At 54.8% G+C, this 13467-nt stretch carries 15 protein-coding genes; 10 read left to right on the forward strand and 5 right to left on the reverse strand.

Features of this window, described 5'->3' with window-relative positions; genetic code table 11:
• Positions 1-4: 4 nt before the first annotated feature.
• The 10 genes from kdsD (at position 5) to npr (ending at position 6933) form a co-directional block, all read left to right on the forward strand.
• Positions 5-991 carry an arabinose-5-phosphate isomerase KdsD gene (kdsD, locus tag ACOTZD_RS19200; protein ID WP_003861853.1) on the forward strand — a complete coding sequence of 329 codons (987 nt, stop codon included), beginning with the start codon at positions 5-7 and terminating at the stop codon, positions 989-991.
• A gap of 14 nt (positions 992-1005) precedes the next feature.
• On the forward strand, positions 1006-1572 hold the full coding sequence (gene kdsC / locus ACOTZD_RS19205) for a 3-deoxy-manno-octulosonate-8-phosphatase KdsC (protein WP_003861856.1): 567 nt from the start codon (positions 1006-1008) through the stop codon (positions 1570-1572).
• Complete coding sequence (gene lptC / locus ACOTZD_RS19210; RefSeq protein ID WP_003861858.1) at positions 1569-2144, forward strand: LPS export ABC transporter periplasmic protein LptC; 576 nt, start codon at positions 1569-1571, stop codon at positions 2142-2144. Before kdsC ends, lptC begins: the two co-directional genes overlap by 4 nt.
• Positions 2113-2667 (forward strand): lipopolysaccharide ABC transporter substrate-binding protein LptA, encoded by a 555-nt coding sequence (lptA, locus tag ACOTZD_RS19215; protein ID WP_003861860.1) that lies wholly within the window; start codon positions 2113-2115, stop codon positions 2665-2667. The genes lptC and lptA overlap by 32 nt, the downstream gene beginning before the upstream one ends.
• 6 nt (positions 2668-2673) lie before the next feature.
• Positions 2674-3399, forward strand: coding sequence for an LPS export ABC transporter ATP-binding protein (gene lptB, locus ACOTZD_RS19220; protein WP_003861862.1), 726 nt, complete (start codon positions 2674-2676; stop codon positions 3397-3399).
• 47 nt (positions 3400-3446) lie between these two features.
• Complete coding sequence (rpoN, locus tag ACOTZD_RS19225) at positions 3447-4880, forward strand: RNA polymerase factor sigma-54 (protein WP_003861864.1); 1434 nt, start codon at positions 3447-3449, stop codon at positions 4878-4880.
• A 22-nt stretch (positions 4881-4902) separates the two neighbouring features.
• Complete coding sequence (hpf, locus tag ACOTZD_RS19230; RefSeq protein ID WP_003861866.1) at positions 4903-5190, forward strand: ribosome hibernation promoting factor; 288 nt, start codon at positions 4903-4905, stop codon at positions 5188-5190.
• A gap of 82 nt (positions 5191-5272) precedes the next feature.
• Entirely contained in the window at positions 5273-5764 is a 492-nt protein-coding gene (gene ptsN, locus ACOTZD_RS19235; RefSeq protein WP_003861869.1) for a PTS IIA-like nitrogen regulatory protein PtsN, read from the forward strand.
• A gap of 45 nt (positions 5765-5809) precedes the next feature.
• Entirely contained in the window at positions 5810-6664 is an 855-nt protein-coding gene (gene rapZ / locus ACOTZD_RS19240; RefSeq protein WP_003861870.1) for an RNase adapter RapZ, read from the forward strand.
• Entirely contained in the window at positions 6661-6933 is a 273-nt protein-coding gene (npr, locus tag ACOTZD_RS19245; protein WP_003861872.1) for a PTS phosphocarrier protein NPr, read from the forward strand. The genes rapZ and npr overlap by 4 nt, the downstream gene beginning before the upstream one ends.
• Before the next feature lie 39 nt (positions 6934-6972).
• On the opposite strand, the gene mtgA is transcribed toward npr, so the two are convergent.
• From mtgA to lptF, 5 genes are all read right to left on the reverse strand, one after another.
• A complete protein-coding gene (mtgA, locus tag ACOTZD_RS19250; protein WP_003861874.1) occupies positions 6973-7698 on the reverse strand; it encodes a monofunctional biosynthetic peptidoglycan transglycosylase in 726 nt (241 codons plus the stop codon).
• A complete protein-coding gene (elbB, locus tag ACOTZD_RS19255; protein ID WP_003861876.1) occupies positions 7695-8348 on the reverse strand; it encodes an isoprenoid biosynthesis glyoxalase ElbB in 654 nt (217 codons plus the stop codon). Before elbB ends, mtgA begins: the two co-directional genes overlap by 4 nt.
• Before the next feature lie 232 nt (positions 8349-8580).
• Positions 8581-10914 (reverse strand): aerobic respiration two-component sensor histidine kinase ArcB, encoded by a 2334-nt coding sequence (arcB, locus tag ACOTZD_RS19260; protein ID WP_000809803.1) that lies wholly within the window; start codon positions 10912-10914, stop codon positions 8581-8583.
• Between the two features lie 137 nt (positions 10915-11051).
• Positions 11052-12134 (reverse strand): LPS export ABC transporter permease LptG, encoded by a 1083-nt coding sequence (gene lptG, locus ACOTZD_RS19265; RefSeq protein WP_001147540.1) that lies wholly within the window; start codon positions 12132-12134, stop codon positions 11052-11054.
• Positions 12134-13234 (reverse strand): LPS export ABC transporter permease LptF, encoded by a 1101-nt coding sequence (gene lptF, locus ACOTZD_RS19270; protein WP_003861881.1) that lies wholly within the window; start codon positions 13232-13234, stop codon positions 12134-12136. The genes lptG and lptF overlap by 1 nt, the downstream gene beginning before the upstream one ends.
• Positions 13235-13467: the final 233 nt, after the last annotated feature.

Raw genomic sequence — 13467 nt, forward strand, 5'->3', positions numbered from 1 at the left:
CATTATGTCGCAAATAGAATTGCAGCCGGGTTTTGACTTTCAGAAAGCAGGCAAAGACGTTCTGGAGATTGAACGTGAAGGTCTGGCGCAGTTAGATCAGTACATTAATCAGGATTTTAGTCTGGCCTGTGAGAAGATGTTCTACTGCGCCGGTAAAGTCGTGGTGATGGGGATGGGCAAATCCGGCCATATCGGGCGCAAAATGGCGGCGACCTTTGCCAGTACCGGCACGTCGTCATTCTTCGTTCATCCCGGAGAAGCCGCGCACGGTGACCTCGGCATGGTTACGCCGCAGGACGTGGTTATTGCGCTGTCCAACTCCGGGGAATCGAATGAAATCCTGGCGTTGATCCCGGTGCTGAAGCGTCTGCACGTACCGCTGATTTGCATGACCAGCCGCCCGGAAAGCAGCATGGCGCGCGCGGCGGATATTCACCTGTGCGTGAAGGTGCCTAAAGAAGCCTGCCCGCTGGGGCTGGCGCCGACCTCCAGCACAACCGCCGCGCTGGTGATGGGCGATGCCCTTGCCGTTGCGCTGCTGGAAGCCCGCGGTTTTACGCCAGAAGATTTCGCCCTGTCTCACCCCGGCGGCGCGCTCGGGCGCAAACTGCTGCTGCGGGTTAACGATATTATGCACACCGGGGATGAGATCCCGCACGTCAGCAAAGAGGCCTCTTTGCGCGACGCGTTACTGGAGATCACCCGTAAAAACCTGGGCATGACGGTTATCTGCGACGATCTGATGAAGATTCAGGGCATTTTCACCGACGGCGACCTGCGCCGGGTATTCGATATGGGTGTGGATGTCCGAACGCTGGGCATCGCTGATGTAATGACACCAGGAGGGATCCGCGTCCGTCCGGGTACGCTGGCGGTAGATGTACTGAACCTGATGCAGTCCCGTCATATTACCTCAGTGATGGTTGCCGATGGCGACCAACTGCTGGGTGTGGTACATATGCATGATCTGCTGCGCGCTGGCGTAGTGTAATGAAGGATAAGACAATGAGTAATGCGGGTGCATCCCTTGCAACCTGTTATGGCCCGGTGAGCGCCCACATGATGTCAAAGGCGGAAAATATCCGCCTGCTGATCCTCGATGTGGATGGTGTGCTCTCCGACGGTCTGATTTATATGGGCAATAACGGCGAAGAGCTGAAAGCCTTTAACGTTCGCGACGGTTACGGTATCCGCTGTGCGCTCACGTCCGGTATTGAAGTTGCAATCATCACCGGGCGGAAAGCTAAACTGGTAGAAGATCGGTGTGAAACGCTGGGCATTACGCATCTCTATCAGGGACAGTCTGATAAGATGGTAGCCTTCCGGGATTTGCTGGGAAAACTGGCCATTGCGCCAGAGAATGTGGCATACGTCGGGGATGATTTGATCGACTGGCCAGTCATGGCGGAGGTGGGTCTGAGCATCGCCGTGGCTGACGCGCACCCGCTGCTGATCCCGCGTGCTGATTACGTTACCCATATTCACGGTGGCCGTGGCGCCGTCCGTGAAGTCTGCGATCTGCTTCTGCTGGCGCAGGGCAAGCTTGATGAGGCGAAAGGGCAATCGATATGAGTAAAACCAGACGTTGGGTTATCATTCTGCTTGCGCTTGTCGCCCTGATACTGATTGGCGTAAATCTCGCTGACCGCGATGATACGCAAGCGGAAGTGGTTAACACGAGCGACCCGACCTATAAAAGCGATCACAGCGACACCGTGGTCTATAGCCCGGAAGGTGCGCTGAACTATCGCCTCGTTGCTCAGCATGTAGAATATTTTTCAGATGACGGCACCTCGTGGTTTACCCAGCCGGTCCTGACCACCTTTGATACGGACAAAGTGCCGACGTGGTCAATCAAGTCTGACCGGGCAAAACTGACAAATGACCGTATGCTTTACCTGTATGGTCACGTTGAAGTCAACGCCCTGACCGCTGACGCGCAACTGCGAAAAATTACGACTGATAACGCCCAGATCAACCTGGTCACCCAGGATGTCACGTCGCAGGATTTAGTCACCCTGTATGGCACAACATTTAATTCCAGCGGTTTAAGAATGCGCGGGAACTTACGCAGCAAAAACGCCGAGCTGATTGAAAAGGTTAGAACCTCCTATGAAATTCAAAACAAACAAACTCAGCCTTAAAGTTGTTATCGCCAGCGCGCTGCTGGCGGCCAGTCTTCCCGCGCTTGCTGTGACTGGCGACACCGAACAGCCGATTCATATTGAATCCGATACCCAGTCTCTGGATATGCAGGGTAACGTCGTCACCTTTACCGGCAACGTCGTTGTGACCCAGGGCACCATCAAAATCAACGCCGACAAAGTGGTCGTTACCCGTCCGGGCGGCGAGCAGGGGAAAGAGATTATCGATGGTTATGGCAACCCGGCCACCTTCTACCAGATGCAGGACAACGGCAAGCCGGTGAAAGGCCATGCCTCGCATATGCACTATGAACTGGCGAAGGATCTGGTCATCCTGACCGGTAATGCTTACCTGGAACAGCTGGACAGCAATATCAAAGGCGACAAGATCACTTATCTGGTGAAAGAGCAGAAAATGCAGGCCTCCAGCGAAAAAGGCAAACGCGTCACGACCGTGCTTGTGCCTTCGCAGTTGCAGGACAAGAACAACGGTCAGGCTCCGGCAAAGAAAAAGAGTAACTAATTCGTTATGGCAACTTTAACTGCAAAAAACCTCGCGAAAGCGTATAAGGGCCGCCGCGTCGTCGAAGATGTCAGTCTGACCGTCAACTCCGGCGAAATCGTGGGTTTGCTTGGCCCTAACGGCGCGGGTAAAACTACGACCTTCTACATGGTAGTGGGCATCGTCCCACGTGACGCCGGCAACATCATTATCGATGATGAAGATATCAGCCTGCTGCCGCTGCATGCCCGCGCGCGTCGTGGCATCGGCTATCTGCCGCAGGAAGCGTCTATCTTCCGCCGCTTAAGCGTGTTCGACAACCTGATGGCCGTGCTCCAGATCCGTGACGATCTGACCAGCGAGCAGCGCACTGACCGTGCGAACGAGCTGATGGAAGAGTTTCATATTGAACACCTTCGCGACAGCCTCGGTCAGGCGCTGTCCGGTGGTGAACGCCGCCGCGTTGAGATTGCGCGCGCGCTGGCAGCAAACCCGAAATTTATCCTGCTGGATGAACCGTTTGCGGGCGTTGACCCCATCTCCGTTATCGATATCAAACGTATCATTGAACACCTGCGCGACAGCGGGCTTGGCGTACTGATCACGGACCACAACGTTCGTGAAACGCTGGCGGTGTGTGAGCGCGCCTACATAGTGAGCCAGGGCCATCTGATTGCCCACGGTACGCCGCAGCAAATCCTCGAAGATGAGCATGTTAAGCGCGTGTACCTTGGGGAAGACTTCAGACTCTGATAGGGTAGAGGTTAAGTCACGCCGAACCGGAGAAAAACGCTCTGAACATGAAGCAAGGTTTGCAATTACGGCTCAGCCAGCAACTGGCCATGACGCCGCAGCTCCAGCAGGCAATCCGTCTGTTGCAGCTGTCCACGTTAGAACTCCAGCAGGAGCTCCAGCAGGCGCTGGACAGCAATCCGCTGCTGGAGCAGACCGATCTTCATGACGAGGTAGACGCCCAGCAGACGCAGGACACAGAAACGCTCGACTCCGTAGATGCACTCGAACAGAAAGAGATGCCGGACGAACTGCCGCTGGATGCCAGCTGGGATGAAATCTACACCGCGGGTACCCCTTCCGGGACGCGTGCAGACTACCAGGACGATGAACTCCCGGTCTACCAGGGCGAAACTACCCAATCGCTTCAGGACTACCTGATGTGGCAGGTGGAGCTGACGCCTTTCTCCGATACCGATCGCGCCATTGCCACCTCGATTGTCGATGCCGTTGACGACACGGGCTATTTGACCGTGACGCTGGACGAGATTCTTGAAAGCATCGGCGATGACGAGATTGAACTGGAAGAGATCGAAGCCGTCCTGAAACGCGTTCAGCGTTTCGACCCGATTGGCGTCGCCGCGAAAGATCTGCGTGACTGCCTTCTGATCCAGCTTTCGCAGTTTGCTAAAGAGACACCGTGGATTGACGAAGCCCGGCTCATCATCAGCGATCATCTGGATCTGCTGGCGAACCACGACTTCCGCACCCTAATGCGCGTCACGCGCCTGAAAGAAGAGGTGCTGAAGGAAGCGGTGAATCTGATCCAGTCGCTCGATCCGCGTCCGGGGCAGTCGATTCAGACCAGCGAACCGGAATATGTCATTCCCGATGTGCTGGTGAGAAAACACAATGGCCGCTGGGTCGTTGAACTGAACGCCGACAGCATTCCTCGCCTGCAAATCAACCAGCAATACGCCTCCATGTGCACCAGCGCCCGTAACGACGCTGATAATCAATACATTCGCAGCAACCTTCAGGAAGCACGCTGGTTGATTAAGAGTCTGGAGAGCCGTAATGACACGCTGCTGCGCGTCAGCCGCTGTATTGTCGAACAGCAGCAGGCATTCTTTGAGCAGGGCGAAGAGTTTATGAAACCGATGGTGCTGGCGGACATAGCCCAGGCAGTCGAGATGCATGAATCAACCATTTCCCGCGTGACCACGCAGAAGTATCTGCACAGCCCACGCGGTATTTTTGAGCTTAAGTATTTCTTCTCCAGCCACGTGAACACCGAAGGCGGCGGCGAAGCCTCGTCGACGGCCATTCGCGCACTGGTGAAGAAGTTGATCGCCGCGGAGAACCCCGCGAAGCCACTCAGTGACAGTAAGTTAACCACCATGCTGTCCGATCAGGGTATTATGGTGGCACGTCGTACTGTCGCGAAGTATCGAGAGTCTTTATCCATTCCGCCGTCTAACCAGCGTAAACAACTGGTTTGACACAACCGATAAGGAAGACACTATGCAGCTCAATATCACCGGACATAACGTCGAGATTACTGAGGCTTTACGCGATTTTGTAAACACTAAGTTTGCGAAACTCGAGCAGTATTTCGAGAGGATCAACCAGGTCTATGTTGTGTTGAAAGTGGAGAAAGTGACGCATATCTCGGATGCGACCCTGCACGTCAACGGAGGGGAACTCCATGCCAGTGCGGAAGGGCAAGACATGTACGCGGCTATCGACGGCTTGATTGATAAGCTTGCGAGACAGCTCAATAAACATAAAGATAAACTGAAACAACACTAATTGTCCGGGCAGTTAACGGGTGCAGGACGGCCTGTTGTGAAACACAACAGGCCATTTGTACAGTTAGCGCTTAGGTGAAATTATGATAAACAACGATTCCGCTCTTCAACTGAGCAATGTCCTTAACCAGGATTGTACCCGCAGTGGCGTTCACTGCCAGAGCAAAAAACGTGCGCTGGAAATCATCAGTGAGCTGGCCGCAAAACAGCTGGGTCTGCCGCCGCAGATCGTGTTTGAAGCCATTCTGACTCGTGAAAAAATGGGCAGTACCGGCATCGGCAATGGCATTGCGATCCCGCATGGCAAGCTGGAAGAAGATACGCTGCGTGCCGTGGGGGTGTTTGTGCAACTGGAAACGCCTATCGCTTTTGACGCCATTGATAACCAGCCTGTGGATCTGCTCTTCGCGCTGCTGGTTCCTGCCGATCAGACCAAGACCCACCTGCACACGCTGTCGCTGGTTGCCAAACGTCTGGCGGATAAAACCATTTGTCGTCGACTGCGCTCAGCCCAAAGTGATGAAGAGCTTTATCAAATTATCACTGAAGCAGAAGGCAATCAGGATGAGGCATAATCGGGAAAGGGCCTTCAGAACGGCTGCCCTGAGGAGAAACGGAACATGGTGCTGATGATCGTCAGCGGTCGTTCGGGGTCCGGGAAGTCCGTGGCCCTGCGCGCGCTGGAAGACATGGGATTTTACTGTGTAGATAACCTGCCGGTAGTGTTGTTACCCGATCTGGCGCGGACGCTGGCGGACAGGCAAATCTCTGCCGCCGTCAGTATTGACGTGCGTAACATGCCGGAATCGCCGGAAATCTTCGAGCAGGCAATGAACAGCCTGCCGGAATGCTTCTCGCCTCAGCTCTTGTTCCTGGACGCTGACCGCAACACGCTGATCCGCCGTTACAGCGATACACGTCGTTTGCATCCGCTCTCCAGTAAAAATCTTTCGCTGGAAAGCGCCATCGATAAAGAGAGCGATCTGCTTGAGCCGCTGCGTTCGCGGGCCGACCTGATTGTCGACACCTCTGAAATGTCCGTCCACGAGCTGGCGGAAATGCTGCGTACGCGCTTACTCGGCAAGCGCGAGCGTGAACTGACGATGGTGTTTGAATCCTTCGGCTTTAAGCACGGCATACCTATCGATGCGGATTACGTTTTTGATGTGCGTTTCCTGCCGAACCCGCACTGGGATCCGAAACTGCGTCCGATGACCGGTCTGGATAAGCCGGTGGCGGCGTTCCTCGACCGACACACAGAAGTACACAATTTTATCTACCAGACGCGAAGCTACCTTGAGCTATGGTTACCTATGCTGGAAACAAACAATCGCAGCTACCTGACGGTGGCGATTGGCTGTACCGGCGGTAAACATCGTTCGGTCTACATTGCCGAACAGCTGGCCGATTACTTCCGCTCACGCGGGAAGAACGTTCAGTCCCGTCATCGCACGCTGGAAAAACGCAAAACATGACCGTAAAACAGACCGTCGAAATCACCAATAAGCTGGGCATGCATGCGCGCCCGGCGATGAAGCTGTTTGAGCTGATGCAGGGTTTTGATGCTGAGGTGCTGCTGCGCAACGACGAGGGAACCGAGGCAGAAGCCAATAGCGTGATCGCCCTGCTGATGCTGGATTCTGCCAAAGGCCGCCAGATTGAAGTTGAAGCCACCGGCCCGCAGGAAGAAGAAGCGCTGGCGGCAGTGATTGCCCTGTTTAACGCCGGGTTTGACGAAGACTAACGTTCGCCATGTCGGCGGGTAGCGCTGCGCTTACCCGCCCTACATAAGATTATTTCGCTCCATAAACCCTTCCCCACCCAACTGACGCATCTGGCGCATAATCCACGCCTGGCGGCTTCGCACGTAGCCTGACGGGGTGCTGGCCTTAAAACGCAGCGGGTTCGGCAGCACGGCGGCAAGGAGTGCCGCTTCGGACATAGTCAACCTGCTGGCGGGCTTGCCAAAATAGCGCTGCGATGCCGCTTCGACGCCAAACACGCCGTCACCAAACTCCGCGATATTCAGGTAGACGGTCAAAATGCGTTTTTTGCTCCACACCGTCTCGACCCCCAGCGTCAGCCCGGCCTCCAGCCCTTTTCTTACCCAGCTGCGACCGTCCCATAAGAACAGATTTTTTACCGTCTGCTGAGAAAGCGTTGACGCGCCGCGGACGCGGTTTTCATGACGTTCATTATGATCCAGCGCCTTCTCAATAGCCGCCACGTCAAAACCCCAGTGCTCCGGGAATTTCTGATCTTCTGCCGCAATGACCGCCAGCCCCATCCACGGGGAGATTTCATCCATGCCGACCCAGTCTGAGTGGGCAACATAGCCAAAATCACCCGAGAGCCAGGCGCTAATCTGCCGCTCTGCCATCACGGCGGAGAACGGGACGGGCAGGATGCTGAACAGCGCAATGCCTCCGCCCCAAAAAACGGCCAGGACCAGCACAATACGCAGCAGGATCCGTTTTAACCACCCGCCAGGGGATAATTTACGACTCATTCGGTAAGAACCAGCACTCTGTCCACCAGCTTTTCAATGCCTGCGGCAGCCTCAGCGATATTCTGCGCCAGCATATACGCCGGCGTGGTGATGATTTTGTTGTCCTCATCCACCACAATGTCGTCGACCGGGCATGGCACGTGCTCGCCGCCCATATCCTCAATAATTTCAGCGGTATCAATGTCGGTTCCGATCGTGAGCCGCAGCGGGAAATCAAAAATTTTCGGCAGCATGGCTGGCGCAATGCAGATAAAGCCCTGCGGCTTACCTGCTGCATGCATCGCCAGCGATAGCGCTTTCAAATCGGGATCGACATGGCACGCCGCGCCTTCTGTTGCAAACGTGCTCAGGTTTTTTGCCGCGCCAAAGCCGCCCGGCACGATGAGCGCATCAAGTTCAGCGGCATCGGCCTGTGCCAGCGGATGAATATCTCCACGCACAATACGTGCTGCTTCAATCAGCACGTTACGGCTTTCCGCCATTGGCTCGCCGGTAAGATGATTCATTACGTCTGCTTGAGTTTTATCCGGCGCGAAGCAGAGAACGTCTGCCCCCTGCCGCGATAATGCCAGCAGCGTTAATACGGTTTCGTGTATCTCTGAACCATCGTAAACGCCACATCCGCTCAGCACGACACCCACTTTCTTCATTCTGACGATCCTTCTAAGCAACTCGCTGAAGCACATTAAAAATTCTGATTAAAACGCTATGCTTCACACATTTCACTGATTCATGTAACAAACTGTTTAAGATTTGCTATCTTATCTGCGTGCGGCCTCAATTTTCAGGCGGCGTCCATGCGAAAACAACCCACAAAAATCAGGCGCAGCCACGATTTCCCTGGTGTTGGCGCAGTATTCGCGCACCCCGGTATAGCCGGGGTCATTTTTTTCTGGCATCTACCCAGGCTTTCAGCACTGCCACATCGTTTTGCCACTCCTGTTTCATCTCTTCGACCCAATCACCTACATTATCTTCCCAGGCAGGTAAATCAGGCGACTGAATCTGTTGGCCCAGTTGCTGGAGATGACGTAACCCGACCGATCCTGCCGCGCCTTTGATTTTATGTCCCTCTTCGACGATGCCCTTCTGGTCACGCGCCGTCAGGTTGGATTCGAGCACGTTCAGATAGCCCGGCATCATTTTTTCGAACACGGCCAGGCCATCGGTGATCAGTTTTGGTCCTACCAGATCGATATACTGCTCCAGCATGGCGGTATCCAGTATCGTTTGGGCTTTGGCGCTATCAACAGACGTCATGGTGCTCTCCTCTTCATCACAGGTATCCCAGAACTTCTTGATCATCGCCGTCAGGGCAGGTACCGCCAGCGGCTTGCTGAGCACATCGTCCATTCCGGCCTCGAGGTACTCTTTTTTATCTTTCAGCACGTTTGCGGTCAACGCCACCAGCGGCGGCAGCTCGTCAGGAGCATATTTGCGCGTCAGCTCGCGGGAGATATCCAGTCCGGTCATGTCCGGTAGCTGAATATCGAGCAGCACCAGGTCGTACTCGCCCGGCGTGAACATCTCCAGCGCGGCTTTGCCGGTCATCGCCACATCCACGCTGTTACCGAGTTTTTCCAGTACCGACCGGGCGACAATGACGTTCAGCTCAATATCTTCCACCAGCAGGACGTGCAGGGCTGGCAGCGGCATATCGTCGTTCTCAAACGTATCTTCCACCTCTTCCGCCACGGCAGGCGCGTGGACGGTAAGCGTAAAGGTGGAGCCTTTACCCGGCTGGCTGGCAACGGTGATATCCCCGCCCATACTTTTCGCCAGACGTTTCGACACCGCCAGGCCAATGCCCGTACCGGTCGCCGGTTTACCGCCGTGGCTGTCTTTAACCTGATAATACATGGCGAAGATCTTATCCTGCTCTTCCTGAGGAATGCCGATACCCGAGTCCTCAACTTCAAAGTGCAGCATGTCGCCTTCGTCATAGCGAATGCGCACCGCAACCTGCCCCTTCTGGGTAAACTTCACGGCATTGCTGATGAGGTTCCACAGGATCTGACGCAGCCGCGTGCCGTCCGTCACCACTTTATGCGGCAGCGGCAGCGTCGGCTCCATCACAAAGCTCAACCCTTTTTGCTGGGCCTGCAAACCTGACAGGTTCTCCAGGTCCGCAAGGAAGCCTGTAAAATCAACCGGCTGGTTGTCGAGCTGAACTTTACGGCGCTCCATCTTATCCATGTCGATAATATCATTGAAGATATTGCCCAGCGTGACCGCCGAGACGTGGATCGTTTTGAGGTATTTTTCCTGCTCGCTGGTCAGCTCGGTATCCAGCAGAATGCGGCTCAGCCCCACAATGCCATTCAGCGGGGTGCGCAGTTCATGGCTGATGGTGGAGATGAAAGTTGTTTTATCCCGGCTGGCGCGCTCCAGCGCATCCTGATAGCGCTTACGCTCGGTGATATCACGGCCAAAGCCCATCAGACCATGACGTTTACCCACCCGGTCGTAATAAGGTACTTTGCGGATCTCAAAGCAGGCTTTGCGCCCGTCGGGGTAGTCCAGCCACTGCTCATAGGTCAGCGAAACGTTATGGCGGAAGACCTTTTCATCCGTCTCCATCACTTTTGCTGCCGCCTCTTCGGAATAGACATCCTGAGGTTTCAGGTGGATCAGCTGTTTTTCGCTTTTCCCGGTCAACAGTTCCATGGCCCGGTTACAGCCGGAGAACTCTTTATCTTCATTACGGTAGAACACCAGATCCGGCGACGCATCGAGGAACGAGCGCAGGAAAGAGGATTGCTGTTCAAGCTGGATCTGCGTGACTTCGCGCTCTTTCATCTCAATTTTCAGCTGCTCAAGCGTGGTCTGACGCTCGGCTTCCGCCTTCTCACGGTCTGAAATTTCCTGATTCAGCTGGGCAATGTTGTCCTTGAGCTGAACGTTGAGTTTAAGATCGCGCTCGCGCATCTCTTCCAGCTTATCCACCAGTTTCGATAAACGCTGTCGGGACTCTTCCAGCTGCTCAACCACCACGGAGAGGAAATAGACCGCCCATGGGGTGATCAGCAGGCCAAAGAAAATAGAGCGGATCACGTCGATGCTCTCGACCTGACCATGCAGAACCATGGTCACGGCCATTTGCACGACAATGGCCAGAACGACCAGCGCCAGCGCCAGCAGCATGGAAAAACGCACCAGCCCGAGCTTCATCATCAGGTCGACGTAGTACTGGGCCAGCATTCGAATTTGCTTCATAGAGGATCCCTTCACGACTTTATCGCTCAATAATACTCAAATTCACGGCGAGGCGTTGAAGGTTGTGAGAAAAAGTGCGGGGTGAAACAGGAGATTAGCCTCGCCCCCGGGCTAGCGGGAGCGAGGAAGACGTTTTATCAGGAGCGTTTTAGCAGCATCCAGAGGCTGATCAGGAAGAAACTGGCGCTCGGCAACAGCGCGCCGATAATTGGCGGAATGCCATACACCAGTGTCAGCGGACCGAAAATCTGATCGAGGACGTAGAACACGAAACCAAAGCTGATACCAGTTACCACGCGGACCCCCATCGGCACGCTACGTAGCGGTCCAAAGATGAACGACAGCGCCATTAGCATCATCACCGCCACGGACAGTGGCTGGAAGATTTTGCTCCACATGTTGAGCTGGTAACGCCCCGCATCCTGTCCGCTCGATTTCAGATACTTCACGTAGTTATGCAGACCGCTGATGGAGAGCGCATCGGGATCGAGCGCTACCACGCCAAGCTTGTCCGGCGTCAGGTTGGTTTTCCAGGTACCGCTTACGGTCTGCGAACCGGTGATCTGTTTCGGGTTCGTCAGGTCAGATTCATCAACCTGGGATAACCGCCACAGCTTGTTGTTCGCATCAAATTTAGCGGAGGCGGCATAACGCACCGACTGCAAACGACGATCGTTGTTGAAGGCGTAGATGCTCACGCCGCCCAGTTCATCGTCCCCTTTCACGCGTTCGATATAGACGAAGTTCTGACCATCTTTCGCCCATAACCCCTGCTGCGTGGAGAGCAGCGAACCACCGTACATAGCCTGAGCACGGTAGTTACGCGCCATCTGTTCGCCCTGCGGCGCGACCCATTCGCCAATCGCCATGGTCAACAGCACCAGCGGGATCGCGGTTTTCATTACCGACAGCGCAACCTGCATACGGGTAAAGCCAGATGCCTGCATCACCACCAGCTCGCTACGCTGAGCCAGCATCCCCAGGCCCAGCAACGCCCCCAGCAGGGCCGCCATCGGGAAGAAGATCTGCACATCTTTTGGTACGCTGAGCAGGGTGTACATCCCGGCACCCAACGCGTCGTAACTCCCCTGCCCGGCTTTTTTCAGCTGGTCGACAAATTTGATAATGCCCGAGAGCGACACCAGCATGAACAGGGTCATCATGATGGTGGTGAAAATCGTTTTACCGATATAGCGGTCAAGTACGCCAAACGCCTGCATTAGATGGCTCCTTTACGCGTAAACCGGGCACGAAGACGACGCACAGGCACCGTGTCCCACAAGTTGAGTCCGACTGCCAGCAGCAGATACAAACCATTCACGACCCAGGTCCAGATCATCGGGTCAATTTTTCCTTTCCCGCCGTTAGACTTGATTGAGGTTTGCAGCAGGAAGAACACCAGATACAGCAGCATCGCTGGCAGCATCGACAGCACGCGGCCCTGGCGCGGGTTCACCACGCTCAGCGGAACCACCATCAGCGCCATCATAAATACGGTGAATACCAGCGTGATACGCCAGTGCAGTTCAGCACGCGCACGATCGGTATCGGTATTCATTAAGGTGCGCATATCCATCTGCTCAGTATCCGTTGGATCGAGCGCGACGGCCTGATGACCAATGATGGCCTGGTAGTTCTGGAAATCGGTAATACGGAAGTCGCGCAGCATAGCCGTGCCTTCGAAACGCGTTCCTTTGTTCAGCGTGACAACCTGAGAGCCGTCTTTACGCTGAGACAGCTGACCGGAGTCCGCCACCACCACAGAAGGCCGAGCGTTACCTTTCGGGCGCAGTTGAGCAAGAAACACGTCATTGAAGCGGTTGCCATCGACGCTTTCGATAAACAGCACGGAGTTACCGTCGGTCGCCTGCTGGAACTGCCCCTGCGCCAGCGCCGCCAGCCCCGGGTTAGCTTTTGCTTCCGCCAGCACCTCATCCTGATGACGAGAGGAGGTCGGCCCCGCCCACATGACGTTAACCGCGGCAACAATGCCCGTAAACAGCGCCAGCACCATGGCTGCTTTTACCAGTACGGCTTTACTGAGGCCGCAGGCATGCATCACGGTGATTTCACTTTCGGTATAGAGCTTACCCAGGGTCATCAGCAGACCAAGGAACAGGCTTAACGGCAGGATAAGCTGCGCCATTTCCGGCACGCCAAGCCCGAGCAGGGAAAGCACCAGATTCGTTGGGATTTCGCCATCAACCGCCGCGCCGAGGATCCTGACCAGCTTCTGACAGAAAAAGATCAGAAGGAGGATAAAGAGGATCGCCAGTTGGCTCTTCAGCGTCTCCCGAACCAGATATCTTATGATTATCACTTTAAATACGCCCGTTAAAACTCGTCTTATGCAGGAATTTAGCTTGTTTCATGGCTTAAACGTCATTTATTCTCTTGAGTCGTCGAAATCATCGCTAAGATTAAAAAACCCGGCGGATTCGCGCTTCATGACATTTATTGACGTGTCGAAACCGTAGTAACGTAAGATTAACACGAAGTCACCACAACGGCGGACATGAGTTACGAAAGGTTTCAATTCTATCCGTAGCCGCC

It is taken from the genome of Enterobacter cloacae complex sp. SHL022 (assembly GCF_049237785.1).
GTDB lineage: Bacteria > Pseudomonadota > Gammaproteobacteria > Enterobacterales > Enterobacteriaceae > Enterobacter > Enterobacter hormaechei_C.

Bases quoted from the DNA above. Each gene is read 5' to 3' on its own strand.
- kdsD (WP_003861853.1), top strand. From the start codon at position 5: ATGTCGCAAATAGAATTGCAGCCGGGTTTTGACTTTCAGAAAGCAGGC.
- kdsC (WP_003861856.1), top strand. From the start codon at position 1,006: ATGAGTAATGCGGGTGCATCCCTTGCAACCTGTTATGGCCCGGTGAGC.
- lptC (WP_003861858.1), top strand. From the start codon at position 1,569: ATGAGTAAAACCAGACGTTGGGTTATCATTCTGCTTGCGCTTGTCGCC.
- lptA (WP_003861860.1), top strand. From the start codon at position 2,113: ATGAAATTCAAAACAAACAAACTCAGCCTTAAAGTTGTTATCGCCAGC.
- lptB (WP_003861862.1), top strand. From the start codon at position 2,674: ATGGCAACTTTAACTGCAAAAAACCTCGCGAAAGCGTATAAGGGCCGC.
- rpoN (WP_003861864.1), top strand. From the start codon at position 3,447: ATGAAGCAAGGTTTGCAATTACGGCTCAGCCAGCAACTGGCCATGACG.
- hpf (WP_003861866.1), top strand. From the start codon at position 4,903: ATGCAGCTCAATATCACCGGACATAACGTCGAGATTACTGAGGCTTTA.
- ptsN (WP_003861869.1), top strand. From the start codon at position 5,273: ATGATAAACAACGATTCCGCTCTTCAACTGAGCAATGTCCTTAACCAG.
- rapZ (WP_003861870.1), top strand. From the start codon at position 5,810: ATGGTGCTGATGATCGTCAGCGGTCGTTCGGGGTCCGGGAAGTCCGTG.
- npr (WP_003861872.1), top strand. From the start codon at position 6,661: ATGACCGTAAAACAGACCGTCGAAATCACCAATAAGCTGGGCATGCAT.
- mtgA (WP_003861874.1), bottom strand. From the start codon at position 7,698: ATGAGTCGTAAATTATCCCCTGGCGGGTGGTTAAAACGGATCCTGCTG.
- elbB (WP_003861876.1), bottom strand. From the start codon at position 8,348: ATGAAGAAAGTGGGTGTCGTGCTGAGCGGATGTGGCGTTTACGATGGT.
- arcB (WP_000809803.1), bottom strand. From the start codon at position 10,914: ATGAAGCAAATTCGAATGCTGGCCCAGTACTACGTCGACCTGATGATG.
- lptG (WP_001147540.1), bottom strand. From the start codon at position 12,134: ATGCAGGCGTTTGGCGTACTTGACCGCTATATCGGTAAAACGATTTTC.